The 14,884-nt window shown below is 59.6% G+C and carries 18 protein-coding genes and 2 pseudogenes; 10 read left to right on the forward strand and 10 right to left on the reverse strand.

The window, feature by feature from the left end:
* Nucleotides 1–111 precede the first annotated feature (111 nt).
* Complete coding sequence (locus tag PYR71_RS22995; protein WP_323115733.1) at nt 112–1,446, forward strand: cytochrome P450; 1,335 nt, start codon at nt 112–114, stop codon at nt 1,444–1,446.
* 45 nt (nt 1,447–1,491) lie between these two features.
* On the opposite strand, the gene PYR71_RS23000 is transcribed toward PYR71_RS22995, so the two are convergent.
* The 4 genes from PYR71_RS23000 to PYR71_RS23015 all read right to left on the reverse strand — a co-directional run bounded on the left by PYR71_RS23000 (nt 1,492) and on the right by PYR71_RS23015 (nt 3,072).
* Complete coding sequence (locus PYR71_RS23000; protein WP_183934571.1) at nt 1,492–1,662, reverse strand: hypothetical protein; 171 nt, start codon at nt 1,660–1,662, stop codon at nt 1,492–1,494.
* Nucleotides 1,662–1,814 (reverse strand): hypothetical protein, encoded by a 153-nt coding sequence (locus tag PYR71_RS23005; protein ID WP_183934572.1) that lies wholly within the window; start codon nt 1,812–1,814, stop codon nt 1,662–1,664. The genes PYR71_RS23000 and PYR71_RS23005 overlap by 1 nt, the downstream gene beginning before the upstream one ends.
* A gap of 68 nt (nt 1,815–1,882) precedes the next feature.
* Complete coding sequence (locus PYR71_RS23010; RefSeq protein ID WP_275620970.1) at nt 1,883–2,527, reverse strand: NrsF family protein; 645 nt, start codon at nt 2,525–2,527, stop codon at nt 1,883–1,885.
* A complete protein-coding gene (locus tag PYR71_RS23015; RefSeq protein ID WP_183934574.1) occupies nt 2,524–3,072 on the reverse strand; it encodes a sigma-70 family RNA polymerase sigma factor in 549 nt (182 codons plus the stop codon). The genes PYR71_RS23010 and PYR71_RS23015 overlap by 4 nt, the downstream gene beginning before the upstream one ends.
* Before the next feature lie 180 nt (nt 3,073–3,252).
* On the opposite strand from PYR71_RS23015, the pseudogene PYR71_RS31045 reads away from it, so the two are divergent.
* A pseudogene (locus tag PYR71_RS31045) lies at nt 3,253–3,397 on the forward strand (cytochrome b/b6 domain-containing protein); the annotation flags it as partial.
* A 189-nt stretch (nt 3,398–3,586) separates the two neighbouring features.
* On the opposite strand, the gene PYR71_RS23025 reads toward PYR71_RS31045, so the two are convergent.
* Complete coding sequence (locus PYR71_RS23025) at nt 3,587–4,333, reverse strand: Crp/Fnr family transcriptional regulator (RefSeq protein WP_275621045.1); 747 nt, start codon at nt 4,331–4,333, stop codon at nt 3,587–3,589.
* A gap of 262 nt (nt 4,334–4,595) precedes the next feature.
* Here PYR71_RS23025 and PYR71_RS23030 point away from each other — a divergent pair, with 262 nt between their 5' ends.
* Complete coding sequence (locus PYR71_RS23030; protein ID WP_275620971.1) at nt 4,596–5,582, forward strand: alpha/beta hydrolase; 987 nt, start codon at nt 4,596–4,598, stop codon at nt 5,580–5,582.
* Nucleotides 5,583–5,690: 108 nt separating this feature from the next.
* A pseudogene (locus PYR71_RS23035) lies at nt 5,691–6,409 on the forward strand (Crp/Fnr family transcriptional regulator).
* 30 nt (nt 6,410–6,439) lie between these two features.
* Here PYR71_RS23035 and PYR71_RS23040 read toward each other — a convergent pair.
* Nucleotides 6,440–6,913 carry a hypothetical protein gene (locus PYR71_RS23040; protein ID WP_275621051.1) on the reverse strand — a complete coding sequence of 158 codons (474 nt, stop codon included), beginning with the start codon at nt 6,911–6,913 and terminating at the stop codon, nt 6,440–6,442.
* A gap of 182 nt (nt 6,914–7,095) precedes the next feature.
* Nucleotides 7,096–7,467, reverse strand: a complete 372-nt coding sequence (locus PYR71_RS23045; protein ID WP_275620972.1) for a response regulator — start codon at nt 7,465–7,467, stop codon at nt 7,096–7,098.
* Nucleotides 7,468–7,736: 269 nt separating this feature from the next.
* Here PYR71_RS23045 and PYR71_RS23050 point away from each other — a divergent pair, with 269 nt between their 5' ends.
* Entirely contained in the window at nt 7,737–8,024 is a 288-nt protein-coding gene (locus PYR71_RS23050; RefSeq protein ID WP_275620973.1) for a hypothetical protein, read from the forward strand.
* A 165-nt stretch (nt 8,025–8,189) separates the two neighbouring features.
* On the opposite strand, the gene PYR71_RS23055 is transcribed toward PYR71_RS23050, so the two are convergent.
* Together PYR71_RS23055 and PYR71_RS23060 are read right to left on the reverse strand one after the other, a co-directional pair.
* On the reverse strand, nt 8,190–8,957 hold the full coding sequence (locus PYR71_RS23055; RefSeq protein WP_275620974.1) for a Crp/Fnr family transcriptional regulator: 768 nt from the start codon (nt 8,955–8,957) through the stop codon (nt 8,190–8,192).
* A 327-nt stretch (nt 8,958–9,284) separates the two neighbouring features.
* Complete coding sequence (locus PYR71_RS23060) at nt 9,285–10,664, reverse strand: sensor histidine kinase (protein WP_275621046.1); 1,380 nt, start codon at nt 10,662–10,664, stop codon at nt 9,285–9,287.
* Between the two features lie 175 nt (nt 10,665–10,839).
* On the opposite strand from PYR71_RS23060, the gene PYR71_RS23065 reads away from it, so the two are divergent.
* Nucleotides 10,840–11,604 (forward strand): Crp/Fnr family transcriptional regulator, encoded by a 765-nt coding sequence (locus tag PYR71_RS23065; RefSeq protein WP_275620975.1) that lies wholly within the window; start codon nt 10,840–10,842, stop codon nt 11,602–11,604.
* Here the strand turns inward: PYR71_RS23065 and PYR71_RS23070 are convergent.
* Complete coding sequence (locus tag PYR71_RS23070; RefSeq protein WP_323115734.1) at nt 11,564–11,851, reverse strand: hypothetical protein; 288 nt, start codon at nt 11,849–11,851, stop codon at nt 11,564–11,566. The two genes, PYR71_RS23065 and PYR71_RS23070, sit on opposite strands and share 41 nt — an antisense overlap.
* 239 nt (nt 11,852–12,090) lie before the next feature.
* Here PYR71_RS23070 and PYR71_RS23075 point away from each other — a divergent pair, with 239 nt between their 5' ends.
* From PYR71_RS23075 to PYR71_RS23090, 4 genes are all read left to right on the forward strand, one after another.
* Entirely contained in the window at nt 12,091–12,237 is a 147-nt protein-coding gene (locus PYR71_RS23075; RefSeq protein WP_275620976.1) for a hypothetical protein, read from the forward strand.
* An 88-nt stretch (nt 12,238–12,325) separates the two neighbouring features.
* Nucleotides 12,326–13,084 carry a FadR/GntR family transcriptional regulator gene (locus PYR71_RS23080; protein WP_275620977.1) on the forward strand — a complete coding sequence of 253 codons (759 nt, stop codon included), beginning with the start codon at nt 12,326–12,328 and terminating at the stop codon, nt 13,082–13,084.
* 23 nt (nt 13,085–13,107) lie between these two features.
* On the forward strand, nt 13,108–14,082 hold the full coding sequence (locus PYR71_RS23085) for a sialic acid TRAP transporter substrate-binding protein SiaP (protein ID WP_275620978.1): 975 nt from the start codon (nt 13,108–13,110) through the stop codon (nt 14,080–14,082).
* Between the two features lie 227 nt (nt 14,083–14,309).
* A complete protein-coding gene (locus tag PYR71_RS23090) occupies nt 14,310–14,882 on the forward strand; it encodes a TRAP transporter small permease (RefSeq protein WP_275620979.1) in 573 nt (190 codons plus the stop codon).
* The last annotated feature ends 2 nt before the right edge of the window (nt 14,883–14,884 follow it).

Here is a 14,884-nt window from a genome sequence, read left to right on the forward strand (position 1 = left end):
GGAACAAATGGCCCTCGTCCTGGTTCCAAATTTACGCCGATAAGATGGCCCTACAGGTACAGGTCAGACCCCTCCGCTACGGAGGGTCGCTGCCGACCGGGTTGGAGTGTCATGAATGCGCGAAGTCACGCTGTTTTTCCCAGAGTAAACCGTGCCGGATGGACCGATACGCTTCGGGTGATCATGACGATCGTGGCCCCGACGGTTGCCAGGGGCATCATTATCCGCCGCCGGGCGATCGAGCATCTGGCGGAGCAGCAGGACTGGGATGCAAAAGCCGTGAAACAAATGCAGCGGCTGAAAAGGAAATACGGTCCGGCGCCTCTTCTGCTGCCTATTCCATTCCGGCCGCAACTGCTCCTCCTGGATCCGGCTGATGTCTCCACGGTGCTCCAATCTTCGCCCGAACCATTTGCCGCTGCAACGGCGGAAAAGCACGCCGCCCTTTCCCACGTCGAACCGAAGAACGTCCTGGTCTCGTCGGCCTCGCGGCGCGGCGAGCTTCGGTCCGCTCATGAGCAGGCATTGGCAACCGCAGACCGGCTCCATCCGTATTCCGCCCATTTCAAAGCCGTCGTAGACGCCGAATTCCTCCAGCTTTTGCGCGACATCGGATCCAACCGGTCGGCTGAGCTCGATTGGCCAGCTTTTTCGCAGGCCCGGTTTCGGGCCGTCCGGCGACTCGTCCTCGGCGAGCGGGCGCGCAATGACATTAAATTGACCGAGACCTTGAACGACCTCCGGGAGCGGGCGAACTGGGCTTTTGCCGCCCCGGTCGACCGGGGCAAGCTAGCCCTGTTTCATCAGCAGGTCAGTCACTATCTCAGCGACCCGGAAAAACACAGTCTCGTCAGCCGGTTTCCGAAAGGCGGTGAGTTCGCTCCGGAAAGCCAAGTGGCTCAGTGGCTGTTCGCTTTCGACGCGGCCGGAATTGCCGTTATGAGGACGCTGGCGATGCTGGCCTGCCATGTGAGCTATTGGGCCAAAGCCGTGGAAGAGGCCATGAGCGGGGACCTCGATCGCCCTTTCACCCGCAGTTGCCTGCTCGAGGTCTTGCGACTCTGGCCGACAACGCCCGTCATCCTCAGGCAGCTGACCGAGGATATCAAATCTGGCGGCAGGGTCATCCGGCGTGGCACGGGCGTCATCATCTTCGCACCGTTCTTCCATCGAGACCCCGAGTTCCTCTATGCCAACCGGATGGAACCGAGCATCTGGGGAGAGAATGATGCGTTGCCGGCCGCCGGGCTCGTACCCTTCAGTGCCGGTCCCGCCATCTGCCCGGCACATAATCTCGTACCGACGGTTGCGAGCCTTGCCGTCGGCGCATTCTTGTCGGCGGCCGATGTTGTGCTGCTCCAACCCTCGCTCACTGTCGACAATCTGCCCGGAAGTCTCGATCACTTCGCCATCCGGCTCCGGCTGGCAGCTCGACGCAAGGAGTAGGGTCTGCCTTCGGTGACGCTCGTTCGCGACGAAACTCCGCCGGTGCTACATCCTTTGCATTACGCCGTAGACGAGGATCGAGACGTAAAGCAGAAAGGCGATGGCGACCACTGTTGCGAACAGAGCGATGACCAACCACAGGATTTTCAGGCCGTTCCGCTGCTGGTCAGCATTCAGCCCGTCCACCCGGACAGGGTCGTCTTTCGGCTGTTCCATCACGGATTGGCTTCCCTTGAAAACTGTATGCTATGATCGCTTCTGCTGCCCGCGTTCCAGGAGAGCGTAGTGCCGAGCACGATCAAAAGCCCGACTAAGACGATGGCTGCGATATAGATCGCGAAAGCGCGACGATCCGAACCTTGGTTCATCTTCCTCTCCTTCGGCTCTCGAACCAGCCGAAAGGCGGAATGTTCCGGACAACGGGTTGAGAAGGGCTCTACCAGCGGAGCAGGCGAGGTCCGGCCACGGCGCCGAGAGCGCCGGTGATCAGGATACCGAACGTATACCAGATCAACACGAACGGCATGCCGTTTTCGGTGCAGAACCAGGAATATACCCAGGCGCCCGCTGCACCGGCGGCAATGCCCGCAATGAAGCCCGTCAGACGCAGATCCACAGGCGCCGCGCGGCGCAGCGCCCAGACCGTGCCGGCGTAAATGGGGATGGCGAAGCCGACGATGAGCAGCGGGCAATGCAGCGCCGAGGACCCGAGGATCAGTAACCGGTAGGTGCCGACCGGCGCCATCAGGAGCTGGATGGCGGCAACAACGGCCATGGCGGCAAAGATCAAGGCAAGCAGACCGAAAAAGCCTCCCTCGGAACCATCGGGGCGGGAAAGCCGGTAGACGGCAATGAAAGCCGCCACGGCAACCAGGGCATTATAGGCCGACTTGATCCAGAAGACCGGTAGCATCAGCACGTCAGGCATATCGATCCTGAGACCAAGAATGATCAGCATCAGCAGCAAAGAGAACCCCATGGCCGGCACGATGCCGAGCGTGAAGCGGCGTCGCAGCGCGTTGCGCGGCACCGGCTTCAGGTCCTCTGCCAGATGTTCGATAATGTCGTCCGTCTCTGTCACGATGCGCCTCGCAATCTTTCTCCGAGCGCCTTGAGCGCCCGGTGGATGCCGACTTTCACCGCCGATTCAGACTGGCCGGTGCGGTTCGCGGTGTCGGCGACTGATTGGCCCTCGAGCTTCACCTGCCGGATCAGTTCCCGCTGTCTCGGCGGCAGCCCGTCGAGCAACCGCTCGACGTCCATGCGGGCTGTCAGCCTATCCTCGCTGAAGTCGTTTTCGATCTCGTCATCGAGCTCGGTCTCGGTCAACCTGCGTCCGCCGCGGCCGCGATGATGGTCGATCAGCTTATAGCGGGCGATCGAGAAGAACCAGGCCGTGAAAGGTCTTTCTCGGTCATAGGTGGACCGGCGGGAATGCAGCGCCAGCAATGTCTCCTGGACCAGGTCTTCCATATCCGCTTTCGCCGCCGCAGCCATCCTGCGGCTGTAATAACCGACAAGCAGCACACGCAACGCCGTCAGCAAACGCCGATAGGCAGCCTCGTCCCCATCGAGGGAGAGAAGCATCAATGCTCTCAGGGCTTCTTCCGAATGGGCGGTTGTCATGCTGTCAAGAGTTCATTCGCTGGAAGCGTCCAATCGGTTACAGGAAGATGAAAGCAATTTCGGCATAACAGCTCTATCACATGCGCATGAAGCTGTAACGCTCCCGGCACTCCCGCGAATAACCGGAGGTGAGCCATCGGCAGGCCGCCGGTGGACACGAAAATCCATCAGGAGAGTTCTATGATTATCTACCGGCGCAGCCTTGCCGTGCGCCTGTCGCAATGGGTGAACGTCCTTTGTCTCGCTGTGCTGCTGTTTAGCGGACTGCAGATATTCAATACGCACCCGGCGCTCTATTGGGGCCAATACGGCGCCGACAACGACCGCACCTTGATGGAGACCGTCGAACACGCCCACCAGGTGAAGGGGTTGACCGATACTTTCAACATGACGGGCTTTCTTGGCCTCTCAAAAGCGGTCGCCGATCTCGGCCAGCTCTACGGTGGCAATAGCGGGGTTCTGGGAGGATCGCGGCTACGAATTGTATGCCACGGCCAAGCGTTGACCCGCTTGGTCAGGCCGGGCGTGCGGAAGATATGTCGGTCAGACCGCGCCTCGATTTCCTAAGAGGCCCGATCAAACGCTCATATTCGTCTTCTGCTTTGCCATAGGCGTCGGAAGCGAAGTCTTCCAGGCCGGCGCGATCCCTGACGATCACCAGGCCGCGAACGGAGCGGATGAAGCGGTAGCCTTCGAGCAGATGCAGGGCGGTGGTGACGCTCGGCCGCCGCACCGCCAGCATCAAGGCGATGAACTCGTGTGTCAGCGCGAGCTCATTGCCGTCGATCCGGTCGTGGCACATCAATATCCAGCGGGCCAACCGCTCATCGATCTCATGGACGGCATTGGAGAGCGCGGTGAAGCCGGCCTGCGTTGCCAGAACATGAACAGCCTTATTGAGGAGGCTGGCGAAAACCGGCTGCGTTTTCATCAGATCCAGCAGCGCGGTTTGTCGCAGACGATAGGCAAAACCGGGCACCTGGATGGTGACCTCAGGGACACTGATGCCTGCCCCTATCGCCGCCGCGACCGGCGCAAAACCGTCGCGGCCGAACAATCCCGCTTCGACACGATTGCCCTCAGGCGAGATATTGATGACCGAGCCTATGCCCGAGCATGGGAAATAGGCGTATTCTATGACAGCATCTGCCGCGGCGATGACGAAACCGCGCGGAATGGCGCAGGGTTCGAGTTGGCTGACGACACCTGCATACTCCTCTTTCGGCAGGAGCCCCAGCAAGCGATTCTCTTTGGGCTGCATCATGGTTTCTGCCAATCTTCGCCCTTCGGCGAGTGCGGGATGCTGCGGACGATGCCGTCAGTTCGATGCCGCGATGGCCAGCTCGCCATGTCCAACTCCCAACACTTCTGTTGGTTCCCGCCTGGAACCGTCTTGCGGTTTCGTTGTTCGTGTTTGGCCGCCGCATTTTGCAGGTTCGGATCGAGTTCCCTGAAACGCGCATCGCTACTGAATCTGCGGGGCCTAAGAATGCATCAACGAGCGCAGTGGAGGTTGATTCGAGGTGAACGAGGCTGTGCCCGGGAATGCCGTCGGCAAGCACCCATGCTTTACTCGCCATGAGCTCGCCCGCGCCCGCGGCTTGAATACTGTTCTGAACGTTCTTCCGCGGTATCATACTGACCGGCGCTGGAACGCCAAAGCCGTGCAGGTGACGGTGCGCGCGGTCCAGTTCTTGTGTTCCCTGGGACTGCCGCGCCACAGCGATATTGCCCACCGCGCCATCCTTGCGGATGGCAGGCGCGTCGGCCTGCGGCTAATTCTTCCCAAGAGGATCCGCCGTGGGCTTTACGTGCATTTCCACGGTGGCGCCTGGGTGATGGGAAACGCCCGCCTCGATGACCGCATCACCCGGCCCATTGCACAAAATTGCCGAGTGCTGGTGGCCGGTGTCGACTTTCACAATGCGGTCGATGACCGGCTCGACATTACCTTGGAGGATTGCAGGGCGGCGATCGACTGGGTAGTCGAGCATCTCTCCGAGCTGCAGGTCGAGCGGATCATTCTTGGCGGCGAATCGTCCGGTGCGCATCTTGCAGCGGAAACGCTTCTTCATCTGCGCGAACGCGGCAGGGCGGGAGTCGTCGCAGGATTCATCTCGGTTTGTGGCGCCTTCGACCTAACGGGATCGAAAAGTCTCCGGCGCTCGACAGGCAGGAGCCTCGTCATTGACGGGCCGGCGGCGCTTCGTAATCTCCGGCGACTAACGCCAAGTCTTTCGGGACGCGAAGCCGAAGGCCCCTTGTTCGCCGATCTCTCGGGGCTACCCCCAGCCCTGCTGATTGCAGGGGCACTCGATCCTATTGTCGACGACAGCCTTTCGATGGCGCGGCAATGGCAGCAGCAGAGCGGCAATGCCGACTGCGTCGCGTTTCCCCATGCGCCGCACGGCTTCAACCGTTTTCCGACAAGGCTGGCGGCAAGGGCGAACGGCCTTGTCAGATCGTGGATATCGCAGTCTTGCGAGAATGATGGGTCGGGCGATGATTGAGAGTCACAGCCTTGAAGATTGTACGCTATTGCACAATATATTGCTCAACGATTCTAGATGGTTAGGTTCACTCGCAATAGGGCCGATTATCTTCGATCGCTGATGGACATGGACGATCAACATTTGCATTTTCGCAATGATCTCTTGCAGGCCATGGGGCCTCAGGAGCGTGAACTTCTGCTGCCTCATCTTGAGCCGATCGAACTGGAGGTGCCTCTGATTCTCGAAATGGAGAACAGCCCGGTCAGCGACGTCTACATTCTCGAGTCCGGACTTGCCTCGATCGTTGCAAGATTTCCTGGCGGGCGCGATATCGAGGTGGGCATCGTCGGGCGAGAGGGCATGACAGGCGCCGCAGTCATCCTTGGCGGCAGCCAATCCGCGAATAGAACATTCATGCAGGTCACCGGCCACGGCTTCAAATTACCGGCTCGGGTGCTTTCCGCCGCGATGGATGAGAGCCGCGCGCTTCGCAGCCTGCTTCTCGCCTATGTTCAGGCGCTGTTGGCGCAAACAACCTCGACCGTACTTGCCAACGGTCACGCCAAGCTCGAGGAGCGGCTGGCGCGCTGGTTATTGATGGTCCACGATAGAACCGACGGCACGACTATCTGGCTGACCCATGAATTTCTCGCAGTGATGCTCGGCGTCCGCCGTGCCGGCGTCACAGTCGCGCTGCATCTGCTCGAAGGCAAGGGTCTCATCCGCTCGACCCGCCGCCAATCGTCATTCTGAACCGGCGGGGATTGATCGAGGAAGCACACGGGTCGTACGGCGCGGCCGAGGAAGAATACCGAAGGCTGATCGGAAGACAACTCGCGCGTTGACACGAGAAAGCCGGCTCGGTTCAGGATTCGTCAGCCCGATCCAGGAGTAATGCTCTCCTCATCCTTCTCCGGCAGCGATCCGGCGCCAGGCGTCTTGCTCCTGTCTGTCAGGTCATCCCTGGCGTGTGGACCGGCCGGCGGGATTTTATTCCGGTTGGAAGGATCATGGTTGGTTCTCACTCCCCCCGCCTGCTCATCGTTATTCGCGGTTGTCCTGGAGCTCGAGCGTCTCGATGCTGACTTCGGGCGGACTGTCAGGGGCGGCCTTGATAGCGGCAGACGGGCCTCTGCTTGCTTCAATGCCAGGCGCCCGACCGACAGCAATTTCTCCTCATCGGTCACGCCATGGCGATACAATTTTATCAGCATCGCCGCGACGGCCTGCATCTCTGGCGCGCGCAACGGCGCGCCTGCCTCTCGTGAGATTATGTTCAAGATTGCGTTCAGGCCGTCGAGATCGGCTGAATCAAGCGCTTTCAAATGAATCGACTGAGCATCGAGCATTGCAGCCTCGCTGGGCCCGAGGATTCTCGTTGTGCACTTTGATAATGGGATCGGAAGATGACCTACGCAAGTTTTCGTGGACAACTGTACGCAAACGGACATCGCAAGTCCGGAGGACAAATTAAGAGCGATCGACCCAGCCTCATGCAGCCAGCCTCATGCAGGAGGTGCAAAGGATCCTCTTAATGGTAGTAGGACGAATCCGGCCCGAACAACGCCGCAATCATTGCGTCGATGTCAGAAGGACGCGCGCTGAGGACGAAGCCGCCAGGACGCATTTCAAATCGCTCGTCATGAGCAAAGACAAAGGGAATTTGCCGAGCCTCCAGCCATTCATTCATCCACAGCATGTCTTCGTCGCAGATCGTGACGTCGATGATCATGGCGTCGAACACAAGCCCCTCGCGCAGGTAATCCACCACCCCGGACACAACGATCGGGCCGGTGACGGACGCCTGGCGCGCAATGAACGCCGCCTTGGCATCGCCCGAAAGAAAATCGGCTTCACCAATGATAAGGATCGTCTTGCCGGCTATCGGACTGAGCGACTTCATGGCGGACGCTTACTACGTTACGAGTTTACCTGGTGAACATGCTGTCGAGGGCTTTCCAACATCGGGCGGCCAAGCCTGGCCCGCGCCTACCACATCCAAGCGCGTGATGCGACCGGTTTTATCGTGCTGCCCAAACCCGATCAGGGTAGACCGGTTCCCGGTTTTCATGACCCAGTTGAGTTACATGCTTATCCGTACGCTTTCGCACCAGCTGTTGAAATCGAAAAGCTGAAGTTTAGGATCCCTGCATATAAAAGGGAGGAACGCGGATGAGGCAGCATTCGGGAATTTCGAAGCCGGCGCTGCAGCCTGACGACGTGTCTATGCTGCAAGCGATTCTGCGCGGATGGTGCCAGGAAAAGTCCTACGCGATCACCAGTCCGGCGGCCGAACTCGTTGCCAGGGAGCTTGTCTCATGGTTCGAATGCGGGATTCGCGACAAGCATAAATTGACGGGGCTCATGCGCCATATGCATCTGGACCTTGAGGAGGAGCCGGGGAAGGCGCGTCCGCCAGCGACTTTCAAGGCCAGCCAGTGGGTATTCCACAATGGATAGCAGTCGCAGCATCGGCTCGGTCGCTGTCAAGCTCCAGTCTCGATACTTCCGATCGGCAGATTGCCTTGAAGCTGATCGTTGAAGAACCCAGGATTTGTGCGACGGCGCACATCTGTGACGAACAGGGGATGCTCCTCCTGGTCGTGCACTTTGCCGAGACGACGATCAGACGCGCCGATTAGCGGCCGGCGGATCGGCAATCGGATGAGCCGGACGGCGGATCGGCAACCCGATCAGCCGTTCGTATTCCCGCTCCGGAATGCCATAGCTTCCTCCCGCGATCTCCTCCAGCCGCTCCCTGTCCAGAATCCGGACATTCGCCCGGGTCGACCTGATCGCTCTCAAGCCCTCGATGACGTGCAGTTCGTTCGTGACGCCCGAGCGGCGAACACCGAGCATGAGCGCCAGGAACTCGTGCGTGAGGGGCAGGTCGCCTCCATTCAACCGATCATGGCACATCAACAGCCAGCGGGCGAGCCGCTCGTGCATGTTGTAGCGCCCGTTTGCAAGCGCCGACTGGGCCAATTGGATGTCGCTGCAGTGCACATAATTGAGGAACAAAGTATGGGCATCCGGAAATTCCGTCGTCACCCGGCGGAAGCGTTCGACGGAGACCTGCAGACCTGATCCCGCGACCTGAATGAAAGTTCGATTGGGAGTCGTATCGGTCTTCAGCACAATATGCGCGCCCGCCATGCCTTCGTATCCAATATGTCCGACTTCGACGGCCTCGTCTTCACCGTTCACCGCAACCATCGACGCGAGACCATCTTCGAGGAAACAGACGTGCTCGTGCGGCTGGTCGGCTTCAACCAGGACATGTCTTGCTGGCAGCTGGACCGCCTGCGCATCGGCAAGAAGCATATCGAAGGCGTCGGTAGGCAAAACCTTCAACAAGAGATTATGAACATCGTGCTGATTCGGTGCGGCCATGACCCTCTCCTGCGGGGAAGGAGAGCCCGCCGCTCATACCGGCACCCTGTGCGGTCACGGTAATGAACTGCTTATGCTTCAAAAGAGCCGCCAAAGCCATATTCGCGAGCCCTTCTGTGCGGTTTTGACAAAACGCGTAGGTCGCTCGGGAAACAATATCATCGTTTAGATACAGGGACTTGCCATTGCGCTGCTACCCTTGCTTCGCCGAGGGTATGCATTGAGGCGGAAAGGCCAAGCGCTCGACCGCGCCGCGTCCTGGAGCAGCCCGGAAGAGCGGTAGCGGCGGTTCGCCCGGCCTGTTCAGCGGAAGGAAAGGAACCCAAATCAGCCATCTTTCGGCATACGAATCACGAAACCCGCACCAGGCTGACGATTCTCGATACGAAGCTCGGCCTTGAGTTGCTGCACGAGACCACGCACGATCTTCATTCCGAGGCTTCTTCCGTTCGTCTCGCCGGGCGAAAAATCCGGCGGCAATCCCCTGCCATTATCGAAGATCTCGAGACGGATCTCATCGCCGGCGCAGCGCGCGTTGACCGTAACGACGCCATGCACGGCCGGATAAGCGTGTTTGAATGCATTCGTCACCAATTCGTTGACCAGAAGAGCGATCTGGATTGCGCGATCGGCATCGACCACGCACCCGTCGGCGTCAATCGATACCCTATGCAGCGCGCTCGACTGTTCAAGACGCTGGCAAAGGCTCGACAGGAATTCCGACAGATCTACTGTTTCGACATGCGGCTGACGCCACAACTGATCATGCACCTGGGCGATCGTTCCCACTCTCGCCTCGGCGTCGCGAAGGGCTCGACTGGCCTCTGGCTCCTTTGCTGAACGGGCCTGCATCGCGAGCATAGCCGCGACCAGTGCGAGGCTGTTTTTGACGCGATGGCTCATTTCGCGCACCATAACCTGCTGATGCTCTTCGGCGAAGTGACGTTCCGTATCGTCCCGAAGGACCTTAAGGAAGCCGGCGCGTTTGCGATCGACACGCAACGGCATTGTCAGTCCGCTGCCCCAGAACGTCGAGCCATCCTTGCGCAAGTGAAACCTTTCGTTCTCTGCGCTACCCCGCTCAAGCGCCGTCATCATCTCGCGGTCCGGCGCCCCGTCCTCACGATCGTCCGGCAGGAACAGGATTCGGGCGTCGCGCCCAAGGATTTCGCTCTCCTCATAGCCGAAGATGCGGGAGGCTCCAGTGTTCCAGCTGATAATCCGTCCGTCCTGATCGAAGGCAAAAATCGCGTAATCGACAGCACTTTCAAGAATGAGCTGCAGGCGCTCTTCGCTGGCGCGTAATGCTTCGTCCTGCTGGAGCGACTGCGTCCGGTCGCGAACGACCTTGATCAGCCCGTAGACTTTGCCGGCGCCGTTGCGAAGCGGCATCATCAATCCGGATGCCCAGAAAAAGCTGCCATCTTTCTTGACGTGCAACCGGTTGTCGTCTGCGCGGCCGGTGGAAAGAGCAAGCCTCATCTCCTTGAGGGCCGCTCCGGCGAGTTGATCCTCGAAGGAAAAGATGATGGCACTGTTTTGGCCGATGATCTCCTCGGCTGAATAACCGAAGAGCTTGCTCGCCCCTGCATTCCACGTCGTCACTGCGCCGCTGAGATCCATCGCGAAAATGGCATAGTCGAAGGCGCTCTCGACAATATGCCGATAGATTTCATCCTCACCTCCGGGGAAGGAACATTGATCCATGCCAACGAACTCCACGGCACTGCCCTCGGCATACATTAGCACTTGCTACATAACTTTCGATGGTACGTGCGCTTTCGCACAAAACCCCGCCGATCCAACTTGTAATCGGTCGGGCCGAGGTCCATAATTCGGACATCGTCAGCAGACTAGGCGGCGTTGGCGGCTGGGAGACGACGTGCTCTTGCCAAACTCCGGGCCGGGCCATGCGACATTCTCAAACTCAAAACCTCATTCTATCGTATCTGACGGGTTCGGAACTTTTGGCGCTGGAGAAAATTCTCGAGCCGCTCCTCCTCCCGCGTGGGTCGATCTTGTCCATTCCGGCACGCCCATCAGCCATTATTATTTTCTGGAAAGCGGAATCGCTTCCATAGTGGCCGCCAGCCCCGAAGGCAGAAAGGCAGAGATCGGACTGATCGGCAGGGACGGAGTGTCGCCGCCCGCCCTGATTATGGAGGGACAGGGATCTCCATTCCAAGTCACCATGCAGATGGCCGGTCATGGACGACGTGTAGAAGCTGCCGCTTTGGGACGGTTTCTGTATGAGCAGCCGGCAGTTCGGCCGTTGCTTTCGCACTTCCTTCATCTTTTCTTCGCGCAAGTGGCACATACCGCGCTTTCGAACGCCGTGCATAAGATTGATGTACGGTTGGCGAAGTGGATCCTTATGTGTCAGGATCGGCTGGAGGGTCAGGAAATTGCAATTACCCACGAGTATCTGGCGACGATGCTCGGCGTAAGGCGATCGAGCGTCACCGACGCCTTACATATACTGGAAGGCGAACGTCTCATCTACTCCAGCCGAGGTCTGGTCATCGTCCGCAATCGCGCGGCGCTCGAAACTTTCGCGGCCGATGCTTATGATCTCTTGGGCGTATCCGGCCCCTGTTTGGTCGAGATCAGCGACCGCGCAGGCCGTGCATCGGCTGCTGCACGTTGACGTGCGGCCGCGGCTTCTGTCCGCTTTGCCAATCCTTGTAAGGCCGCAGCATCTGCCCGGGGAAACGCCTTTCGATGGCGCTTTCGGTCAGCACGATCTTTGCGAAGAGGTCATCGACGACCGACAGTCGCTCTGGTGCTTCGCAACCCATCTCCAGCTCGGCCATTAGATCAAATAGTTCTTCATCGGTCATCGCCTCGAGAGTCGAGGCGAACCTGCGTTCCGCGACAATATCAGAACCTGTCACACTACACCTCCTGCGGTTCCCAAGCATATTGCCGTCGTCTCATATGCATGCTGGCCGACTTAAGAAGGACGGGCGCTTGGCTAGGGATTATGGGATCTTAGAACGGATTGAATTGAACGATGCCCGGTCCCGTCTTCTCCATCCCATCGGGCCGGCGCTTTCGTCATCGCCCTCAAACCCGCCGTCTTCATCGATATCGATATCTGCACAACTCGCCAGCGCGCGAAGGCTTGGCTGTCATGGCACCGGCGACCGTGAATGGGCGGCGGCTGCCCGCAGGGAAGAGCAAGGTGGTCGAGCTCGACCCGGCAACGCTGGGAACCTTCCGCACCCTTGGCGCGGTCTACGGTGTGAGCCGCCCGCCTGAGTTTCATGCGGCGCATTGACGCACAAATCAAGCGGTGATAGGCATAAAGGCAATTGGTCAAGCCAGTTGACCAGCGGCGTTGAGGAGATGCCGTCAGGGAGGCAACGATGTTTTCGCCCGTTGAATCGCGCCGCCTTTACCGGCAGGTGGCGGATCAAATTCGCCTGATGATCGCGAGCGGCGAGCTCGCCGTCGGCCAGCGATTGCCGGCCGAGCGCGATCTGGCGGAGCAATTGTCCGTATCGAGACCGACTGTTCGTGAGGCGCTGATCGTGCTGGAGGTGGAAGGCCTCATCAACATCCGCATGGGTTCCGGCATCTATGTGGTGCGCCGGCATGCCGCCCATGCCCCGGCAAGCGAGCGCGACCCGGTGGAAGGGCCTTTCGAGCTCTTGCAGGCTCGGGCGATTATCGAATGCGCCATTGCCGAAGAAGCGGCAGGCTGCGCCGGGCCCGAAGGCATTGCCCTGCTCGACGAGGCGCTGATGCGCATGAGCAGCGACGTCAACGATGCAGGTGCTGTACTTGCCGCAGACCGCGCCTTCCACACCGGCATTGCCATGATCGTCGGCAATGCGACTCTGATCCGGGTGACCGGAGAAATGTTCGACATGCGCATGACGCCGTATTTCGCGAAGCTGGCCAGCCATTTCGAGGGACCGACGACATGGCGCACCGCCCTCGGCGAACATCAGGCGATCCGCGATGCAATCGCCGCCGGTGATGCGGCAGGTGCTCGGGCTGCCATGCGCACCCACTTGACCCTATCGCAGAAGAGGTTTTCCGAGAGCTTCGGGGAGGAGTTTTCGGGAGAGGAGGAGCGTGGCCGCAACAAGGGTCCCGCGAAAGGAACCGACAAGTTTTAACCCGAGCTCGGGAGGAGAGAGCAATGAAGAGCAGACTGGCAACAATACTTTGCACCGCAGCCGCAATCATGGCGAGTACGGCGATCGCCCATGCCCAGACCGTCCTGAAATGGGCGCATGTTTATGAGACGTCCGAGCCCTTCCATACCGATTCCGTCTGGGCCGCCGAAGAAATCAACAAGCGCACCGATGGGCGCTACAAGATCGAAGTCTATCCGGCCTCGCAACTCGGCAAGGAAGCCGATATCAACCAGGGCCTCAAACTCGGCACGGTCGACATCATCATCTCGGGATCGAGCTTTGCGGCACGCGACTACAAGCCGATCGGCGTCACCTATTTCCCCTATATCTTCCGTAACCCGGACCACCTGATCGCCTATACCAAGAGCGACGTCTTCAAGCGCCTCGCCAAGGGTTATGAAGACAAGACCGGCAACCATATCGCCGCCGTCAGCTATTACGGCACGCGTCACACGACCTCGAACAAGCCGATCGCCAAATGCGCCGACATGCAGGGGCTGAAGATCCGCGTGCCCGACGTTCCGGCCTACCTCGCCATGCCGCGCGCCTGCGGCGCCAACACGACGCCAATCGCCTTCGCCGAAGTCTATCTCGCCCTGCAGAACGGCACGGTCGAGGCGCAGGAAAACCCGCTGACGACGATCGAGGCGAAGAAGTTCTTCGAAGTCCAGAAAAACATCATCCTGACCGGCCACATCGTCGACCACCTCAACACGGTGATCTCGAAGACGCGGTGGGCAAGCCTTTCCGACGAAGACAAGAAGATCTTCGGCGAAGTGATGCAGGAGGCCGCCGAGCGCACCACCAAGACGATCGCAGGCAAGGAAAACAGCCTCGTCGCCACCTTCAAGGAAAAGGGCATCAACGTCACCGAGGTCGACAAGGCCGACTTCGAAAAGAACGTGATGGAGAAGGTCAAGTTCGAGGACTTCGGCTACGAGAAGTCCGATTGGGAAGCGATCCGGGCGATCCAGTAAGCTCCTCAGCGAAGACTGCCCCTCACCCTAACCCTCTCCCCGTAAACGGGGCGAGGGGACGTGCCATTCGAGAGGCCGGGGGCGAACCGAGAGGTTGCGGCCTGTGCCTTCTCCCCGCGTGCGGAGAGAAGGTGGCGGCAGCCGGATGAGGGATAGCGCCTCCCTCAACGAACCAAGGTCGCGCCGCCGCGCCGCGCCCTTCTTCGCCAACAGGAACAAGGCCGATCATGTCGCAAGAAATTCACACGCCAATTACGGCCGAGGAAATCGGCCACGAGTTCGAAGGCCACGCGCCGACCGCAAATGTCTCGGACTACGCCATCGAGGACTGGATCACGCTGATCGTCTTCTGGCTGATGGCAGGCTGCGTCTTCCTGCAATTCTTCACGCGTTATGTGCTGAACGACAGCTATGCCTGGACCGAGGAAATCGCGATCAACTGCCTGATCGGCGTCGTCTTCCTCGGCGCCGTCATGTGCGTGCGCACCTCCCGGCATATCCAGGTGGATGTGTTCTATCATTATATGCCGGCGGGGCTGGCGCGCGTGCTCGCAACTCTCGTCGATATCATCCGCATCGGCTTCTTCGCCTATGGCTGTTATCTGATGTGGCGTTACGTCGAAATCGTCGCCGACGAGCAGATGGTCACCATCGAACTGCCGCGCAACATCGTCTTCTACTCGGTGCTTGTCGCTTTCGTGCTGATGCTGATCCGCGCAGTGATCGTCTTCATCGCCAATATGCGCCGCGGCTATTCCGTTCTGGAGCGCCCGGAAGAATTCCAGACCGTCGAGGGTTGACC

Source organism: Rhizobium mulingense (assembly GCF_029194105.1).
Taxonomy (GTDB): domain Bacteria; phylum Pseudomonadota; class Alphaproteobacteria; order Rhizobiales; family Rhizobiaceae; genus Rhizobium; species Rhizobium mulingense.

Bases quoted from the DNA above. Each gene is read 5' to 3' on its own strand.
- PYR71_RS22995 (WP_323115733.1), top strand. From the start codon at position 112: ATGAATGCGCGAAGTCACGCTGTTTTTCCCAGAGTAAACCGTGCCGGA.
- PYR71_RS23000 (WP_183934571.1), bottom strand. From the start codon at position 1,662: ATGGAACAGCCGAAAGACGACCCTGTCCGGGTGGACGGGCTGAATGCT.
- PYR71_RS23005 (WP_183934572.1), bottom strand. From the start codon at position 1,814: ATGAACCAAGGTTCGGATCGTCGCGCTTTCGCGATCTATATCGCAGCC.
- PYR71_RS23015 (WP_183934574.1), bottom strand. From the start codon at position 3,072: ATGACAACCGCCCATTCGGAAGAAGCCCTGAGAGCATTGATGCTTCTC.
- PYR71_RS23025 (WP_275621045.1), bottom strand. From the start codon at position 4,333: ATGCAGCCCAAAGAGAATCGCTTGCTGGGGCTCCTGCCGAAAGAGGAG.
- PYR71_RS23040 (WP_275621051.1), bottom strand. From the start codon at position 6,913: ATGCTCGATGCTCAGTCGATTCATTTGAAAGCGCTTGATTCAGCCGAT.
- PYR71_RS23045 (WP_275620972.1), bottom strand. From the start codon at position 7,467: ATGAAGTCGCTCAGTCCGATAGCCGGCAAGACGATCCTTATCATTGGT.
- PYR71_RS23050 (WP_275620973.1), top strand. From the start codon at position 7,737: ATGAGGCAGCATTCGGGAATTTCGAAGCCGGCGCTGCAGCCTGACGAC.
- PYR71_RS23055 (WP_275620974.1), bottom strand. From the start codon at position 8,957: ATGGCCGCACCGAATCAGCACGATGTTCATAATCTCTTGTTGAAGGTT.
- PYR71_RS23060 (WP_275621046.1), bottom strand. From the start codon at position 10,664: ATGGATCAATGTTCCTTCCCCGGAGGTGAGGATGAAATCTATCGGCAT.
- PYR71_RS23075 (WP_275620976.1), top strand. From the start codon at position 12,091: ATGGCACCGGCGACCGTGAATGGGCGGCGGCTGCCCGCAGGGAAGAGC.
- PYR71_RS23080 (WP_275620977.1), top strand. From the start codon at position 12,326: ATGTTTTCGCCCGTTGAATCGCGCCGCCTTTACCGGCAGGTGGCGGAT.
- PYR71_RS23085 (WP_275620978.1), top strand. From the start codon at position 13,108: ATGAAGAGCAGACTGGCAACAATACTTTGCACCGCAGCCGCAATCATG.
- PYR71_RS23090 (WP_275620979.1), top strand. From the start codon at position 14,310: ATGTCGCAAGAAATTCACACGCCAATTACGGCCGAGGAAATCGGCCAC.